This is a genomic window from Marinococcus luteus (assembly GCF_034497705.1).
GTDB classification, from domain to species: Bacteria; Bacillota; Bacilli; order Bacillales; family Marinococcaceae; genus Marinococcus; species Marinococcus luteus_A.
This window is the reverse complement of the sequence record NZ_JAXRUV010000001.1, coordinates 322,635-338,231: the sequence shown is the minus strand read 5'-3', so window position 1 is coordinate 338,231 and position 15,597 is coordinate 322,635. Positions and strand designations below refer to the sequence as shown.

Here is a 15,597-nt window from a genome sequence, read left to right as displayed (position 1 = left end):
ACGGTGCTCCGGCCATCAAAAAATGGAAAAAAAGTACTTCCAAAAACGCATAATCCAAATACTATTAATATAATGCTGAAAATATACATAAAAGCTTTCATTATGACACCTGCAATTTAAATATTATTTTGATGAAAAGCTCATATAAAATACAGTTACAGAGCTCTCTGCCTGAAATTTTGCGGTTAAAGCTCCAGGTTATCTCCGCCTCCCGTAAACAGTTCGGTGGTCACCCAATGAAATGCCTGTTCCATAAATTCATTATGGTAGCCGAAAACGGCAGAAACGAAACCGTAAATGACAAAGATGGCTAATAGAATAAGAAAAAAAGCACCGATCGGTAATTTATCGGCCTTGTTCTCCCTTTTACGAGGCTGCAGTGGGTCTTCGAGACGCTGCTTGCGATCCTGATACGTATCCCGCCCCCATTTAACCAAGAAAATCACCCTTTTCCTTTATACATATTTTCACTGAATTTGTTTCATTGCAAAATACTAATAAACCGTTTGTCAGTCCGCCCTGCTGCTCGCGCATTTACTTCATGCTTTTATATAGGAACGGGACACTGCCTTTTCTATTTTCCCATATTATGTAATAAATTCAAATAAACAAAAGTTTAAAGAACACGTTCTCATGGAAATGATTGTAATTTAATAGAAGCGCATTTAAAATGCAATGTAGAAGTCTATTTGATAAAGGAGCGACAGGATGAGTGGCATCAGCATAGGCGTTTACGCTGTTTGTTTTTTACTTAGTGCAGCCGCTGGCATAATAATGCTTATAGAATACCGAAAACCAAAAGAAACACGCAGGCAAAAAAAGCTAATGATCTCTATAAGTCTGCTGCTGGTGGCTTCTCTTCTTCAACTGAGTCACGGACTTACTACTGATCTTTAGGAAATAATAAAAATGCAGGAAATGTCGCTTCAACAAAAAGAGACCAGCTCACGGGCTGATCTCTTCATTAATTACTTCCCAATAAGCAGGAGCAATATTTCCTCTAAATAAACCTTTTAATTTCAGCGGCTAACATGTCCGGCGCTTCCTGGGGAACCCAGTGGGCCGAATGGTTTATTCTGACCAGCTCGCTGTTTGGAAGATCCTTCTCCAGCATCTCCCCCGTTTCCACCGGCTGCCACGGGTCTTGGGTCCCCCATAACAGAAGCACGGAATGTTGAATATCCGAAAGCTTAGGTGTCAGCGCAGTGGTATGGTTCGTATTCAGGGCAGCAGCATTGCGGACGAGGCTGACCTTTCCTTCTTCATGCAAATACGGGGCCGTAATTCCTTCCAAAAAGGTATCCGTCAGCTGCTCCCGCTCAGCAAATACTTCGTTGTATCCCTTCGAAAGAAAATCCTTCATGTCCTGAAGGGATTTGTTTTTCCACGATGGATGGCCCACCATCAGCATCTCTTCAATTGGCCAGGAGTCATAGGCAACGGTGTTGGAAAGGACGAGCTTGTTGATTCGATCCGGCTCCTCAAGCGCAAGGATCAATCCGACGCCGCCCCCGATATCATGCGCTGCCAGATGCACCTGTTCGAGCTCCAGATGCTCCATCAGCTTTATTACCATTTTCGCCTGCACATGAAGCGAGCGGTCGAAGCGGTCCCGTTGATCTGAATAGCCGTATCCCAGTAGATCAGGAACAATCACCCGGTACTCCTCTTCAAGCTGCGGGATAACAGCCTGGTACAAGTACGACCAGGTTGGTATACCGTGCAGCAGCACGATCGGCGGCCCGGAGCCTACATCTGTATAGTTTACTTTCACTGATTCCTCTACAATTCCTTCAAGCGTGACCGATTGCTGGCGTTGTTTAAATTCTGTTTCTGTTACCGTTCTATTGGGCTGCATATCTTTGCCTCCTTACGAATTCTAATTGCCGCTTTCAATACGTTTCAGGTACGGATAGTTTTAGACAAACCAGCCTCCCGTGAACGTATTCTTCTCTCCTATTCCCGCGTATGTATATTATTAAATGTAAGCCAGCTTACAGCGGAGTTTCTCCTTCCTATCCAAAAAATTATAAATTGTTTATTCAGAAATTTTTGTCATGGTGATATACTGTAAAAGATTTAATAATTTTTTGATTATTGACTCTTCTTCTTAATGTACCGGTTTTATTACTTTCTCTGCGGGGAATTTACAACGACATATAAGGTAGCAATGGAGGGATACTACAGCCACTCCATGAGCCAGGAAAAGAGCATAATTCTTTTTCTGGCTTTTTATTTGTTTATGGAAAAAATTTCAACCCATTCTGGTGATATTCCCTATACAGAAAGAAGGGACCCGTTTGAAAAAACCGCGCCTGTTTTTTATTCTGCCAGGAACCCTGCTTATTACAGTTATGTTTGGCTGTACAAGCGAAGAAGAAACTCCTCAGACCTTAAATGCCCAGGAAACTTCCATTCAGGAGGAAGATGACCTGCCAGAAAAGGATGTAGAAGAAAACACTTTATCCAGCCCAAAGCCTCAAAGGGAAAATATGTCCTCCCCCACTCCTTCAGGCCAGAATGCTGAAAAAATACACGAGGAGCTTCTGATGAACGACAAACTGATCAGACTGCCTGAAAGCTTTCCCGGTCAGCGAATCAGCCAGGTCCAGGGATCAGTGGCTTCCAACAATTCAGCCACCTACAGTGTTCAGTACCAGACTAGTACCGGAGAGCCTTTAGCACACGTAACAGCTGCCCAGTACATGGGGGTCCAGGAAGCTGCCAGTGAAATTGAAGATTTTCGGGAAGGCAAAACTGTCAATCCCTCCCGGCCGGGGGTAAAGGAGTTTCAGCACGGATTACCCGGACACGCGCAGGAAGGCGCAGACCAGTACCATTACAGCGGGCAGCAGGAAGAGTGGCTGTTGAGCCTCTCTTCCTCATCTTCGGAAAATCTCGATCAGACAGCTGTGCTCCAACAGATCTCAGAATACCTCAAGCATCACCCCCTCCCCGCTTCTGCCAGGCAGGGGATCGTCGATATTTATTACGCCCCGGCCAGTGAGGATGTTACCGTGGATATCCGTTGGCAGGAAGGAGAAATGGTCTATGCGGTGCGGACCAGTCTCCCGCCGGTGGAAGCCTTAAAAATCACAAATTCCATGAACTAAAAGATAATTTTTTGTTTAATCTGTTAAACAAAAAAAGCACTCCTGCAATTTTAGCAGGAGAGCTTCGTTGCTTATTATGCCTTCGTCCGGTAGCTCGTGTTGTGATCTCAATATAAAATTGGCTTTTTTCTGTATAAAGGAAGAGCCGGGACTAGCCCGGCTTAACAGCAATTTCTATTATTTCTGATTTTCACTTTCTAATTCATTTAATAATTCTTCAAGGTTTTCGTCATTAATATAGTTTTCGATTGTTATAATCTCTGCTTGACTATTTGCATGCCTCGCTCTATCTGAAAGATCTTTGTGCACCACGATCAGGTCTGTATCTTCCGGAACCTCTTCAATGCGATAGTGCTTCACTTCAATCCCATCGATCCCTCTCTTTTGTAATTTCTTCCGGAAGGTTGTGGCTCCTAAAGCACTGCTTCCTGCTCCCGCATCGCAAGCGAACGAGATTTTTTCAATCTTATTTTTACTTTCATTCTCGTTAGAAAAGTCTAATACCTTCTTTCCCTCGGATTTCATCGCTTTTGATTTTTCTATGGAACTCTCTAAATCATCATCTTTTTTTCTGTCCAGCTTGAGGAAAAATGAAGTGACTACAAAAGTAACTGCCGCTGCGGCGATAACCCCAAGTATAATCCCTACATAGCTTCCTCTCGGAGTTAAAGCCAAATAAGAAATGATGGAGCCCGGGCTCGGCCCTGCGACCAGACCGGCATCGAATACGCTGAACACTACAATACCTGTCATTGCTCCAGCAATCATACCAATTAATGTAATCGGTTTCATTAAGACATACGGAAAATATAGCTCATGTATGCCTCCAAAGAAGTGAATAATTGCTGCGCCTGGCGCCGTCTGCCTGGCTGTTTTTTTACCGAATACCGTAAAGGCTAACAACAAGCCAAGGCCCGGACCAGGATTTGAAGCAACGGTAAAGAAAATCGATTTCCCAGCGTCAGCAGCATTTTGAAAACCTAGTGGATAATAAATGCCCTGATCAATTACATTATTCAAAAACAACACTTTGGCAGGTTCATTAATAAGGGACAACAATGGAAGAAAGCCTGTTGCTACTAATGCTTCAATAGCTACGGTAATTAAGTTATTGACTGCTTCAATAACAGGGCCGATAAAACTGAATGATAGTATCATCAATAAGAAGCCTAAAATGCCTATCGAGAAATTGTTTACAATCATTTCAAATCCAGCCGGTATTTTATTTTCCACTAACTGGTCAAACTTTTTAATAATCAGACCGCCTAAAGGACCAACGATCATTGCTCCTAAAAACATCGGAATGTCCGCTCCTACAATCAGGCCGATAGCGCCAATTGCTCCCATTACAGCGCCACGGTTTCCGGCTACAAGCTTCCCTCCTGTATGAGCCAATAGCAGTGGTAATAGATAATTAATAGCGGGGTCAACAATACTTTCAAAATTTTCATTGGGAATCCAGCCGGTAGGGATAAATAAAGCTGTTAAAATCCCCCATGCAATAAACGCCCCAATATTGGGCAGGACCATATTTGTCAAAAAACCGCCAAATGCTTGAACTTTCGCCCTGGCAGAACGGGGAGACGAATTCGCAGGACTTTCAATCTGCGGATTAGCCAATGTAAATTCCTCCTTTATTTTGCATGCCTATTCTTCTCTGTTTAACAATTCGAGAATTTTATGCTCGCTTTGGGCGTTCTTAAACTCGTTCATCGTGCTCTCATCGATTAATATGGAAGATAGATCTGAAATAAGCTCCAGATGTCCATCGCTGTCTTCAGCTGCTAACACTATAACCGTACTCACTTCTTTATCTTCCGGATAAAGCACAGGGTCCTTCAAATTCAATAGTGAAATTCCTGTTTCCAGCACGCTGCCTTTGTTTTGAGCATGAGGCATTGCGATACCGGGAACGATGACAATATATGGACCATTTTCATGCACATTGTCAATCATTTCCTGAACGTATTCCGTGGAGATTTTATTTTTTTCCAGTAAAGGTGCAGCAGCAATCTGTATGGACTCCTCCCACGTTGATACATTTTCCAGAAATTGAATATTGGTTTTCAAATAATCGCTTAACATTCCGGCTCCTCCTCATGTAATTACTCCGTTATTAATTTGTAGTTTGTGATAAGCTTTTTCTATTTCTTGAATAACTTTTTCATTTTGAATGTTGGTATATTTCTTAATAGTTATTGTTACGCCATGAGCCTTTACATCCCTCTGTAATCTCACTGCCTCTTCGTCGTTAGAATTAGAATACATAAAAGCTGCTGCAATAACTACAGCCAAATTTTCAACAGAGCCCCCAAGCTTTAAAACCTCATGCAAGGGTTTTACTAACCGTTCATGTTCCCCAAGTTTTCTCACCGGATTTCTTCCCACTCTGAGCACATCATCTTTGACACGGGGGTTTTCAAAACGTTCAAGTATTTCTTCGATGAATTCTTCAGCTTCTTCTGGTCCAATGCAGAATTCTTTTTGAATGTATTGGGAGGATTCCTTCATCGCATCTCTTACGCATTGTTTAGTTTCGAAATTTTTTAAAGCATCTTGAATGGTCGTTTTTTGAGCGGCTCTGCCTAAATATGCAGCCGCTGCATGCCCCATATTTACGATGAATAATTTTCGTTCAATAAAATACCTTAAGTCCTTTACATATTTAACGTTTGAGCTTGGGGACGCCTGTTTGTTTTTCATTTCAGACTCATTGATGACCCATTCATAATATGGTTCCATAAGCGGCACTGTTTTGTCGTCCTCTCTGGATAATGCTAAACAGTCAATAGCTGTATTAGGAAAACCAACAAAGACTTCAAGCTTGGTCATCTGCTCATGAGAAAGATGCCTGCTGATCTCTGTTCTTAATATTGAAGAAGCATTAATTGCATTTTCATTAGCTATAACGTCTAATTTATTCCGGTTCCGGTTCACCCGCTCCATTAATCCTTGGCCCAGCAGCCCAGCAATTTTGGATAAATTGGCTGCTCCTACTGAAGTGGTGATTACGTCAGCATTTATTACAGCCTCAATTACTTCACTTTTTTGTGTTTGACTGTTTAACGCCTCCACTGAAGCTACCTTTGTCCGACTGCGGTTTTCATCAAGATACTCTACTATATACTCATTATACCGGTTAATTGCTCTAATATTTGCCTCATCTACATCTACAAAGCAAATATTGTAACCGTTATCATTTAAGACTTTGCCAATAAACCCTTTTCCGATATTCCCTGCGCCGAAATGTAATGCCTGCATGAAAAGCCTCCCTATTCTAAATTGGCATGATGCTCCCACAGCTCTGTCATATTAATGTTTTGATCTTTGACCATCATTAGTGCCAGAGTGTCTCCCAGCAGCAGTAAGCTCTGTTCGAATAAACTCGTCATAGGCTGTACAGACGTGACTTCTTGCGGCAGCTGCAGTTTAGTGCTGACAGGTATTTTAATAAAAATATCCGAGTAATTTTGCATCGAGCATTCTTTATTGGCTCCTATATGCGCTACATTAGCTCCGTATTGTTTTGCTTTTTTGGCAATGGTTAACGGAAACGCTGACTCACCGCTGCCTGAACCGACAATCAACAAATCATTCTTCGTAATAGCCGGTTCTGTTACCTGGCCGACGATGTACGTTTTTACACCTAGATGAGCCAACCGTTTAGCTACCGATTGTAATGAAAGCAGTACACGCCCTACTCCTACAAAAAATACTTTGTCTGCCTTTTGAATTTCATTGAATAAGCTGAGGACCTCTTCTTCATTAATATTGTTTAAAGATTTAGACAGTTCGTTAATAATACTGTTGGTACTATCGTAGTAATTCATCATAAAAAACCTCTCCTTTCAGACCTTTTGAAATGCCTTGCTCCAGTCTTTGTTTATTTTCCACCAGGCTGTGTCCTTTCATAAATAAACTGGTACTTCCGGCAACCAGCGTGTCAGCCCCGGCATTCACCAGCTGGGGAATCGTTTCCAAAGATACTCTTCCATCGACTTCAATGTTTGTCGTAAGCCCTTTTTCCTGAAGCAAAGAATGTAATTCTTTCACTTTTCTCAGAGCGTATGCCACTTGCTTTTCATTTTTATCGGTAGCAAAACCCGGGTTAATCAGCATGAGCAGAACAGTGTCACATTGATCCACGACGTAATCGATGGTCGTCAGCGAAGTGGCTGGGTTTAACGCCACCCCGACCTTTATATTGCTTTTTTTGACAAGATTGATAAGTCTGTCCACGTGACGGCTGGTCTCTAGATGAAAAGTAATTTGCTGGGCTCCGGCATCTATCATTTCTTCAATAAACCATTCATTTTTGTCAGCCATAATATGAACGTCAAAATTCATTTCAGTAACCTGGCGTAATTGTTTGATGGTATCAATGCCAAGCGGCATGCTGGGACTGAAATGGCCGTCGATGACATCGATGTGTAATGTGTCAAAGCCCGCATTTTCTATTTCCTGAACACTCCTTTCTAAATTACAAAGATCTGCACACATAATAGAAGGAACCACTGTGATATCTTTTTGCACGTTTATGCATCTCCTTTTGCATTTATTTGCTTGTTTGATTATATATTAATGCGTTTTCATGCAAGAGTCAAGCTTTAATTTGCATGTTTGTACTTACATTTGCATGTTTATTTGGATGATTATTACAGCTGTGCTACAATCAAAAATAAAAGAGGTGTTTTCGATGTTAAAAGAAGAGAGACAGCAGCGTATTTTACAAATATTAAATGATGAACAAAAGGTTATTGCCAAAGATTTGAGTACACGCTTAAACGTCTCTGAAGATACTATTCGAAGAGATTTGAAAGAATTGGATAACCAGGGGTCGTTAAAACGAGTACACAGCGGAGCTTTACGAGTAGGCCCGCCTGTAGTGGATTTTTCTATAAGACAGAATATTTCTTATGAGACCAAACTTCGTTTAGCCAATACGGTTCTGGATTTGATCAAGGAAGACACAGTGATTCTCATCGATGGAGGAACGACCAATCTATACATGGTTAATCAAATTCCTTTATCGTTTAAAGCCACGATTATTACAAATAGTCCTCCAATAGCAATGGCTTTATCGAGTCATGAAAATATTGAAGTCATTATGCTCGGGGGTACTTTATTTAAACAATCAATGGTTAATTTAGGGACGGATACTGTGCAGGCGTTAAACAATTTCAGGGTGGATGTGTACATAATGGGGATTTATAAAGTGGATATCCATTCGGGGATAAGTGTTCCGAGTCTATCGGAAGCTTTGGTAAAACGAGAAATGGCTTCCATTGCTACCGAAGTTATAGGGATGGCAACTTCTGATAAATTAAATACTATTTCTAACTGCATTGTTTCCCCTGCCAAGGAATTAACTTACTTAGTTACAGAGGCCATGCCTGCGGATATTAAAACTTTATATGAACAGGAAGGCATTCACGTCCTGGATTAATATAGGTAGTCATAATAACAAAAAAACTCTCCTGCAATGTTAGCAGGAGAGCTTCGTTATTTATTATGCCTTCGTCCGGTAGCTTGTGTTGTGATCCTGAAGAGTTTCATCCTGGCCAAACAGGAAGTGCTTTTCCATATTCGGGGAGTACTTTGAGCTGATCGTCTGCAGGCCTGCTGCTTCAGCTACTGACCGCAGCATCGCCGGGGAAGCACCGCAGCACAGTCCGATGTAATTCACGCCGCCATCTGTGGCTTCCTTTGCCCATTCGGCCAGCTCGTACCGGTTATGGTAGAGCGGCTCGAGCGCGGTAGGAAACGTTGTTTCCAGAGGCGTGTGGCAGCTGCACCCGGAATCCGGCAGATTAAAAAAGGTTGGATGCTCATTTGTGGTCCGGTACGGGACCGGCAGTCCGGCTATATATCCCTGGACCGATTCCCGGATCTTTTCCAGATACGGCTGCATTGTGTTCGGGCCGCGGAAGCAGTTCATGCCGACGACCAAAGCGCCGCTCTCGGACAAAATGCGGCAGGAATCTTCTACCGTGTATCCATCCCGCAGAATGTTTTCGCCCATTAATCCAAGTGTAATAACGGCCGGGAGGCCCTGCTTTTGAATTTCCTCAAGAGCGATCAGCGCTTCCTCGTGATAATAGAAGGTTTCCCCTTTAATGTAATCGACGCCTTCCTCGCTGCACCAGCCGATCATTTCTGCAAACATCTGGCGGACAGCGGTTTTGGAATCTTCATCATCCGGGTTGAAAATATTGGTGTTGGAAATATTGCCCGCCACCAGTGCCTCTTCCTCCGGATGCTCCTGAGCCACTTCTTTCGCCAGACGGATAGCCTGACGGTTCAGTGGCTCCAGCAGATCTTCTTTACCGATGATGCGCATTTTCTCCCGGTGGGCGTTATACGTAAACGCCAGTATGACATCCGAACCGGCACGCATAAAATCCCGGTACGTCTGTTTTAAGGCTTCGGGGTTTTCCAGCGCAACCTCCGGCACAAACGTGCCAGCCTGTAAATATCCCCGACGCTCGAGTTCAAATAAATAGCCTTCTCCGGCAATAACCGGTCCCTGCTCTAAACGCTCCTGTAAGCTTCGCTTCATTCATTCTCCACCCTTTTCTCTTCCTATTAATAAACCCCAACTACTCTCCCTCTGGCAACCGCTTTTTTTGTGTTTTCAGTTATTAATACGAAAACTACGCCCGTATATTCCATAGAGATAAATCCAATATACGCAGGTCGCTTTTTCGGTGTCAACCGAATATGCGAAAGTTTTATAATTTCTGATAAATGTTTGTTGTTCATTTTCAATTCTGGCATTTACTTACTGCTCTTTGATAACCTTATACCATATTTCCACTTGTTTTGCGGTCTCAATGGTCCGCAGTTTTTCCAGATGTATCTCATGCTCCTCCAGGTGCTCGAATAGCCGCAGCCCCTGTCCAAGGATGACGGGCGCGAACGCGACCTGCAGTTCATCCGCCAGGTTCGCTTTTAACATCTGCTGGCCGACATCCGCCCCGAGCACCACGACATCTCTTTCTCCGGCCGCTTCCCTTGCCTGGCGAATCACACTCTCAATGCCATCTGTCACGAAGGTGATTGTAAGGTTCTCATTTTCTTTTGGATGCCTCTCCGGAGGATGGTGGGTTAATACAAACAACGGCACTTGAAATTCATAGTTATCCGCATAGGCATCCATGTCTTCACTTTCATCAAAGCTGTTCCGTCCCATCACCACAGCTCCCGTTTTAGCCATCTCAGCCTGAATTACCTCATCAGGCTCAAAGCTGGCATAAAGCTTTTCCATATCCCCGTTCCGGTCGTTAACATACCCATCCAACGATAAAATCATACCTAAACATACTTTCCCCACATTCATTCCTCCTTTTTTTGTCACCGGCGCCGGCAACAATCGTTGTTTATTTTTTCTCTCTGGACTTATGGTAATCCTTTCAGAAACTAAACATTCAAAGTAAAAATTAAAGCCGAAGGTTTATATCCCCAAACTCCCGTTATAAATTCATACCGCGCCTTATTTCGCGCTTTGTTACTAGGCAAAAGCTGTCCCGCGCATGTCGTTGAACGTTACGAGTTGTGCCTATTTGTTAACGCCGCCCCTTTAAGATATTTTCAAATGACTTTTTCTCTTTAGTACCTTTTGTTATACTATGCCACTTTGAAGTACGTACTTACTAATTTGTTGTTGAGTACTTATAATAGCATTAGACAAAACAAAAAAAGGTGGCCGTTACACTATGGAACAATATCGCATTCATCCGGAGAATGGTCTGGAATTTGGCATTTATACCCTCGGAGACCATCTGCCCGATCCGCATACGGGAGAGAGAATATCAGCCCAGGAGCGGATTCATGAATTAATCGAATACGCCGGGCTTGCTGAACAGGCGGGCCTGGATTTCTTCAGCGCCGGGGAAAGCCATCAGGAATATTTTGCGACGCAGGCGCACGCGGTGGTTCTTTCCGCCATTGCCCAGGCGACTAATCGAATAAAAATCGGCAGCTCCTCCACGATTATCAGCACCTCTGACCCTGTCCGGGTCTACGAGAATTTCGCAACAATTGACCTCATTTCCAAAGGACGCACCGAGCTCGTGGCAGGACGCGCCTCCCGGATCGGGTTATTTGACCTGCTTGGCTATAACGTGCGGGACTATGAGGCGCTGTATGAGGAAAAATTTGATCTGCTCCGGCAGATTAATGAACAGGAAACGATCAACTGGGAGGGGGAATTCCGGGCTCCCTTAAAAAATGCTCAGGTGCTTCCCCGCCCTGCGGAAGGGTCGCTTCCCATCTGGCGTGCCGTCGGCGGCACCGCGGCCAGTGCGATGAAAGCGGGGTATGCCGGAGTTCCGATGTTTATGGCTCATTTAGGCGGATCGTCGGACCGTTTTAAACAAACCATCGATGCTTACAGAGATGCCGCCCGGGCTGGCGGCCATGATCCGTCACAGCTTCCAGTGGCAACAGCCGGCTTCTTTTACGCAGCCGAAACGACCCAGCAGGCGCTGAAGGATCTGTACCCACATATTAACGAAGGCATGAAGCGCACCAACGGCGGCGGCTTCCCGAAGCAGCTGTTTGCCCAGGGCGCCGAGCCTCATAATATAATGAACACGGGCAGCCCCCAGGAAATTATTGAAAAAATCCTGCACCAGCATGAAGTATTCGGTCACCAGCGCTACATTGCCCAGATTGATTTCGGCGGAATGCCGATGGATAAAATCAGAAAGAATATCGAATTGATCGGCGACACCATTCTGCCGGCTGTTAAAAAATATACGGCAAAAAAATAAGGAGCGTACCAAATGAGACTCATTGGCTTATCCGGTTCACCGGTCGGTTCGAAAACGAGAACGGCCATGGACGAAGCAATCAAAAAAGTAAATGAAAAATATCCTGAGATAGAAACAGACATCGTTGACCTGGCGGAATACGACATGCAGTTCAGCGACGGCCGCCATTACCTCGACTACGAAGGAGACACCGGCTATGTCACCCAGCAGCTGATGGAAGCAGATGCCATTATTATTGGCATGCCGATTTTCCAGGCGTCTATTCCGGGAGCGTTAAAGAACGTATTCGATCTGCTGCCGGTCGATGCCTTTCGTGATAAAACAGTGAGCATGCTCGTCACTGCCGGGTCGCCGAAGCATTATTTAGTCGCCGATCTGCAGCTTAAGCCGATTTTATCCTATATGAAGGCCCAAATCGTTCAGACGTATGTATTCATTGAAGAAAAAGACTTTCACCAAAAAGAAATTATTAATACCGATGTGCTGGACCGATTGGACCGCCTCGCAGAGGATACCGTTGTACTTTCGCAGACCTTTGAACAAATACGGGACAATCAATATGACTTTTAACAGACTGTAACGAAAAAATAAACTAAAACCCGAACCATGGACACGAAAGAAGCAGCGTGCATGATTCGGGTTTTTTCTTTATACATCCATCGGGTTAGAAACTTTAAACAATGATAAAAAAAGGGAAAGTGAAGTTTTTTCTGAAGGGGTACCAACATGAAAAAAGCGCCTTAATAAAATAGAAAACCTGCTCATGAGCGGCTGAACAAATTCATAAAATTTTTTCTATATTTTCTTCAGCCAAACATATACTTCGCGGATAACTTGAGAGCCCTTGTCTTTCCATTATCTTACTTTACCAATCTAAAGCAACATTATGTTAAATAAATATTTTTAAAGCATATTTATCCATGAGTAAAGTCCTCTATTCTTTTTATAGTTGTATTTTACTTTTTTTTAACCTATTATGGCAATAAGTCATGACTTAAGATGTAGATTGAACGCAAAGTAATATAGTATCTTATTACTAAAATATTTATTAAAGTATCTAAAACATTCGCGTCTGCAAAAGGAGACTAATAATGGAATACGAAATGAATCACGTCGTATTTAAGGAAATGTTTTACGTGACAGGAGGATGCATCCCATTAGGAGCAGAAGCTTTGACGGAAGCGGCTCATCAAAGCAAAGAAGTCGCTGCTGTTTTGCCGTTTTATATGTATTGCTTTTACCCCCGGGAATGGCAGGAGTACACTCTTTTTACCGAGGATCCTCTCCCTTCTGCCTTGAATCACGCTGCCCATGTGGCCCTGGAGGCACACGGGCTCCCTGCCGGTAAAAAAATCAAACGGTATTTTTACGGAGCATCTGCCATTGCACCTCTTCCGGAAAAACATCCAACTGCAGTTTCTATGAAAGAATGGACCTCCCGGATCCATCGGCAGTACCAGTCGCTCCGTCAAAAAGCCAGTATTCTGGAAAGCCGGGCCGACTCCAGTCGCCCCCGGTCCAGAGAGTGGTTCGTTACAGCCGCAGGAAAGGGGACTTGCTATGGAGCCCATGAAAATGAATCATCCAACTGAATCATTTCAAGTGGAGCCATACTCTATCATCCGCTTTCTGTATCTCGCAGTGGATGACACCCAGCCGAATGAATTGTGGTTCATCGGCACCACTATGGAACTTCAGGACGAACTGTCTCTCGATCATTACACGGAGGTCTGCTTTGAATTGGGAGATGAAATCAATTTTCGGCAGGCGGTGCTGAAGGTGGTAGCAATTGAAATCAACCCTCTGCCTCCATGCCCACAAACGCCGCCGGCAGTAGAAAAAGTGATGACGTATTACATAGCTTCCATTGATTTCCCTATCATGTAAGCCTGTTTATTACAGTCTTTTGCCTTTATTTGCAGATTCTTATAAGAGAAATACATTACGATGTTCCTTTGCCCTGGTTCCCTTAATGTTTTGAGGTGTCGTAAGTATTTGAAAGTAAAAAGGAGATTATAATGAGTACCGTTTATATTGACCGGCATTTTCAAGGAGTGCAAACGCTTGCTATTACTGAGGGAGAAGCACTTAATTGCTTTGCACGAAAAACCTTAACGGGGACCATTATTTACGTCTATGAGGACACTAATGATGAGGGCGCTTGCATGTGTTGTACCTTTTATCTTCCTCATACGCAGCTAACTCTCACGCTTGGAACGATAACTTACTATGTATATGGATAAAGGCCCCTGGACCAAACAGCAGCAGCCGTATCATCCTGCCTGAATGATCGGTTGAAGAAAGGACAGAAAGCGGATGCCCGCCCCCTATCGCCGGATACTCGTCGCCCTTGATGGCTCCAAAGAATCGGATACCGCTCTGACCATCGGCATTGAAACCGCCCAGAAGCATGGCAGCACGCTCGCCCTTTGCCATATCGTGGACGACCATACTCTCAAGGAGCTGCGAAAACAGAACCCGGATCTGATGCTTCATGCCCTGCTACAAAAAGGCATGGATATCATCGCGCACGGAAGAGAACAGGCGGAAGACGCCGGGCTTCATGATGTCCGCGTTTTCATCCAGGAAGGATCACCAAAAGAGATCATAACTGAGACAATTGCGGATACATTTGTAACAGATCTGCTCATCGCTGGCGCTTCCGGTATGGGCCATGATCAATCGTTTATCCTCGGGAGTGTATCAGAGCTCGTCTCCCGAAAAGCTAGTTGTGATGTTCTTCTCGTACGAAACCATTCTCCCTACCAGTGATAAACAACCATGCTCGAAAAAAAGTTATGGCTCCGTCACAGGCAGCCGGAAAGGACAATGATGACTAATACCCAAACGTATACCATCACTTCAGTAGCCAATCATCATGATGCAGAGAGCTTAAGTGTCATGATGACCTCCCTGCTCCACCATGCCAGCGAACCAGAGGCCTTTGCTTTTTATATTATGGACATGGGCCTGTCCGACCAGCACAAATGGTCTCTTCGTCAAATTGCAGCGCAGTTTCACTCCGAACTGTATCTGATAGCGGCGACTCCCGGCATTTTTCCAACCATGTCCTGGGTCCATGCAGTACGTTCCCGCCCGCTTGCAGCTCCCGACTATTACCGGCTTTTGCTCCCGTATGTGGTGGACACTCCAGTGCGCCGATTTCTCTATATAGATCCCGATACAGTGGTTAGAAGTGATGTGACTCTCTTATGGGAGGATCCCCTCGACGATGCCATAGTCGCAGCAGCCGACCGTGTGGACAGTACCGCTGCGGGGTTGACTAACTTTGACGCCTCCCGGCCGTTTCACGTTGGTGTCCTGATGATCGAAGCCTGGAAATGGCGGGCGCAGCGTCTGTCCGACACGTTGTTTTCTCACATGAACAAAAACAAAAGCAGCCACGTTTCCGGTCTGCAGGATGCGCTGAACGCCGTGCTCTTCCACCAGCGACGTTCCCTGCATCCCCGATGGAACACAACGACAGCAATGTTCACCGACCCGCTTCCCGCCGGGCCTTATAGGCAGCAGATAATAGAAGCCATCAGCGATCCCGCCATTGCTCATTTTACCGGATCCGTGAAGCCATGGAATGCCTACTGTCCGCATCCATATAAATACGAATATGAGTATTACCGTGCCCGGACCATGGCCGCGGTGACCCTCCCCCGGACGCTGTAAAACCATCCTTCCCTGGCCTTCAGGATTAA

The 15,597-nt window shown here is 44.4% G+C and carries 18 protein-coding genes; 8 read left to right on the top strand and 10 right to left on the bottom strand.

Translation table 11 applies throughout. The annotated features are described in order from the left end of the window. Window positions 1-185: 185 nt before the first annotated feature. Together Q9M42_RS01680 and Q9M42_RS01675 are read right to left on the bottom strand one after the other, a co-directional pair. The gene (locus tag Q9M42_RS01680; protein WP_322524794.1) at window positions 186-437 is read right to left on the bottom strand and encodes a hypothetical protein; all 252 of its coding nucleotides are present in this window, start codon (window positions 435-437) and stop codon (window positions 186-188) included. Between the two features lie 563 nt (window positions 438-1,000). Continuing rightward, a complete protein-coding gene (locus Q9M42_RS01675) occupies window positions 1,001-1,858 on the bottom strand; it encodes an alpha/beta fold hydrolase (protein WP_322524793.1) in 858 nt (285 codons plus the stop codon). A 442-nt stretch (window positions 1,859-2,300) separates the two neighbouring features. Here Q9M42_RS01675 and Q9M42_RS01670 point away from each other — a divergent pair, with 442 nt between their 5' ends. Continuing rightward, window positions 2,301-3,113 carry a hypothetical protein gene (locus Q9M42_RS01670; RefSeq protein ID WP_322524792.1) on the top strand — a complete coding sequence of 271 codons (813 nt, stop codon included), beginning with the start codon at window positions 2,301-2,303 and terminating at the stop codon, window positions 3,111-3,113. A 177-nt stretch (window positions 3,114-3,290) separates the two neighbouring features. Here the strand turns inward: Q9M42_RS01670 and Q9M42_RS01665 are convergent, their stop codons facing one another. From Q9M42_RS01665 to Q9M42_RS01645, 5 genes are read right to left on the bottom strand one after another with little or no spacing between them, the layout of a single operon-like run. Then, window positions 3,291-4,733, bottom strand: a complete 1,443-nt coding sequence (locus Q9M42_RS01665) for a PTS mannitol transporter subunit IICB (RefSeq protein ID WP_322524791.1) — start codon at window positions 4,731-4,733, stop codon at window positions 3,291-3,293. A 27-nt stretch (window positions 4,734-4,760) separates the two neighbouring features. Further along, entirely contained in the window at window positions 4,761-5,198 is a 438-nt protein-coding gene (locus Q9M42_RS01660) for a PTS sugar transporter subunit IIA (RefSeq protein WP_322524790.1), read from the bottom strand. A 12-nt stretch (window positions 5,199-5,210) separates the two neighbouring features. Then, entirely contained in the window at window positions 5,211-6,374 is a 1,164-nt protein-coding gene (locus Q9M42_RS01655; RefSeq protein WP_322524789.1) for a mannitol-1-phosphate 5-dehydrogenase, read from the bottom strand. 11 nt (window positions 6,375-6,385) lie between these two features. After that, window positions 6,386-6,946 (bottom strand): 6-phospho-3-hexuloisomerase, encoded by a 561-nt coding sequence (hxlB, locus tag Q9M42_RS01650; protein WP_322524788.1) that lies wholly within the window; start codon window positions 6,944-6,946, stop codon window positions 6,386-6,388. After that, the gene (locus Q9M42_RS01645) at window positions 6,927-7,646 is read right to left on the bottom strand and encodes a ribulose-phosphate 3-epimerase (protein WP_322524787.1); all 720 of its coding nucleotides are present in this window, start codon (window positions 7,644-7,646) and stop codon (window positions 6,927-6,929) included. Before Q9M42_RS01645 ends, hxlB begins: the two co-directional genes overlap by 20 nt. Before the next feature lie 163 nt (window positions 7,647-7,809). Between Q9M42_RS01645 and Q9M42_RS01640 the strand changes: the two genes are divergently transcribed. Beyond that, the gene (locus Q9M42_RS01640; RefSeq protein ID WP_322524786.1) at window positions 7,810-8,559 is read left to right on the top strand and encodes a DeoR/GlpR family DNA-binding transcription regulator; all 750 of its coding nucleotides are present in this window, start codon (window positions 7,810-7,812) and stop codon (window positions 8,557-8,559) included. 63 nt (window positions 8,560-8,622) lie between these two features. Here Q9M42_RS01640 and Q9M42_RS01635 read toward each other — a convergent pair whose 3' ends face one another. From Q9M42_RS01635 to Q9M42_RS01625, 3 genes are read right to left on the bottom strand one after another with little or no spacing between them, the layout of a single operon-like run. Beyond that, window positions 8,623-9,672, bottom strand: coding sequence for a homocysteine S-methyltransferase family protein (locus tag Q9M42_RS01635; protein ID WP_322524785.1), 1,050 nt, complete (start codon window positions 9,670-9,672; stop codon window positions 8,623-8,625). A gap of 26 nt (window positions 9,673-9,698) precedes the next feature. Continuing rightward, a complete protein-coding gene (locus Q9M42_RS01630; RefSeq protein WP_322524784.1) occupies window positions 9,699-9,890 on the bottom strand; it encodes a hypothetical protein in 192 nt (63 codons plus the stop codon). 4 nt (window positions 9,891-9,894) lie between these two features. Continuing rightward, entirely contained in the window at window positions 9,895-10,452 is a 558-nt protein-coding gene (locus Q9M42_RS01625; protein WP_322524783.1) for a dihydrofolate reductase family protein, read from the bottom strand. A 376-nt stretch (window positions 10,453-10,828) separates the two neighbouring features. On the opposite strand from Q9M42_RS01625, the gene Q9M42_RS01620 reads away from it, so the two are divergent. From Q9M42_RS01620 to Q9M42_RS01595, 6 genes are all read left to right on the top strand, one after another. Then, window positions 10,829-11,887 carry an LLM class flavin-dependent oxidoreductase gene (locus Q9M42_RS01620; RefSeq protein ID WP_322524782.1) on the top strand — a complete coding sequence of 353 codons (1,059 nt, stop codon included), beginning with the start codon at window positions 10,829-10,831 and terminating at the stop codon, window positions 11,885-11,887. 12 nt (window positions 11,888-11,899) lie between these two features. Next, window positions 11,900-12,457: an NADPH-dependent FMN reductase gene (locus Q9M42_RS01615; protein ID WP_322524781.1), complete on the top strand. Its 558-nt coding sequence runs from the start codon at window positions 11,900-11,902 to the stop codon at window positions 12,455-12,457. Window positions 12,458-12,978: 521 nt separating this feature from the next. Beyond that, entirely contained in the window at window positions 12,979-13,479 is a 501-nt protein-coding gene (locus Q9M42_RS01610; RefSeq protein WP_322524780.1) for a hypothetical protein, read from the top strand. Continuing rightward, window positions 13,463-13,774, top strand: a complete 312-nt coding sequence (locus Q9M42_RS01605) for a hypothetical protein (protein WP_322524779.1) — start codon at window positions 13,463-13,465, stop codon at window positions 13,772-13,774. Before Q9M42_RS01610 ends, Q9M42_RS01605 begins: the two co-directional genes overlap by 17 nt. 429 nt (window positions 13,775-14,203) lie before the next feature. Further along, the gene (locus Q9M42_RS01600) at window positions 14,204-14,659 is read left to right on the top strand and encodes a universal stress protein (protein WP_322524778.1); all 456 of its coding nucleotides are present in this window, start codon (window positions 14,204-14,206) and stop codon (window positions 14,657-14,659) included. A gap of 57 nt (window positions 14,660-14,716) precedes the next feature. Beyond that, the gene (locus Q9M42_RS01595; RefSeq protein WP_322524777.1) at window positions 14,717-15,568 is read left to right on the top strand and encodes a glycosyltransferase family 8 protein; all 852 of its coding nucleotides are present in this window, start codon (window positions 14,717-14,719) and stop codon (window positions 15,566-15,568) included. The last annotated feature ends 29 nt before the right edge of the window (window positions 15,569-15,597 follow it).

What these genes read in the sequence shown, in the direction of transcription:
- Q9M42_RS01625 (WP_322524783.1), bottom strand. Translation starts at nt 10,452, where the DNA reads ATGAATGTGGGGAAAGTATGTTTAGGTATGATTTTATCGTTGGATGGG.
- Q9M42_RS01595 (WP_322524777.1), top strand. Translation starts at nt 14,717, where the DNA reads ATGATGACTAATACCCAAACGTATACCATCACTTCAGTAGCCAATCAT.
- Q9M42_RS01600 (WP_322524778.1), top strand. Translation starts at nt 14,204, where the DNA reads ATGCCCGCCCCCTATCGCCGGATACTCGTCGCCCTTGATGGCTCCAAA.
- hxlB (WP_322524788.1), bottom strand. Translation starts at nt 6,946, where the DNA reads ATGATGAATTACTACGATAGTACCAACAGTATTATTAACGAACTGTCT.
- Q9M42_RS01640 (WP_322524786.1), top strand. Translation starts at nt 7,810, where the DNA reads ATGTTAAAAGAAGAGAGACAGCAGCGTATTTTACAAATATTAAATGAT.
- Q9M42_RS01655 (WP_322524789.1), bottom strand. Translation starts at nt 6,374, where the DNA reads ATGCAGGCATTACATTTCGGCGCAGGGAATATCGGAAAAGGGTTTATT.
- Q9M42_RS01660 (WP_322524790.1), bottom strand. Translation starts at nt 5,198, where the DNA reads ATGTTAAGCGATTATTTGAAAACCAATATTCAATTTCTGGAAAATGTA.
- Q9M42_RS01610 (WP_322524780.1), top strand. Translation starts at nt 12,979, where the DNA reads ATGGAATACGAAATGAATCACGTCGTATTTAAGGAAATGTTTTACGTG.
- Q9M42_RS01630 (WP_322524784.1), bottom strand. Translation starts at nt 9,890, where the DNA reads ATGCCAGAATTGAAAATGAACAACAAACATTTATCAGAAATTATAAAA.
- Q9M42_RS01605 (WP_322524779.1), top strand. Translation starts at nt 13,463, where the DNA reads ATGAATCATCCAACTGAATCATTTCAAGTGGAGCCATACTCTATCATC.
- Q9M42_RS01635 (WP_322524785.1), bottom strand. Translation starts at nt 9,672, where the DNA reads ATGAAGCGAAGCTTACAGGAGCGTTTAGAGCAGGGACCGGTTATTGCC.
- Q9M42_RS01615 (WP_322524781.1), top strand. Translation starts at nt 11,900, where the DNA reads ATGAGACTCATTGGCTTATCCGGTTCACCGGTCGGTTCGAAAACGAGA.
- Q9M42_RS01620 (WP_322524782.1), top strand. Translation starts at nt 10,829, where the DNA reads ATGGAACAATATCGCATTCATCCGGAGAATGGTCTGGAATTTGGCATT.
- Q9M42_RS01675 (WP_322524793.1), bottom strand. Translation starts at nt 1,858, where the DNA reads ATGCAGCCCAATAGAACGGTAACAGAAACAGAATTTAAACAACGCCAG.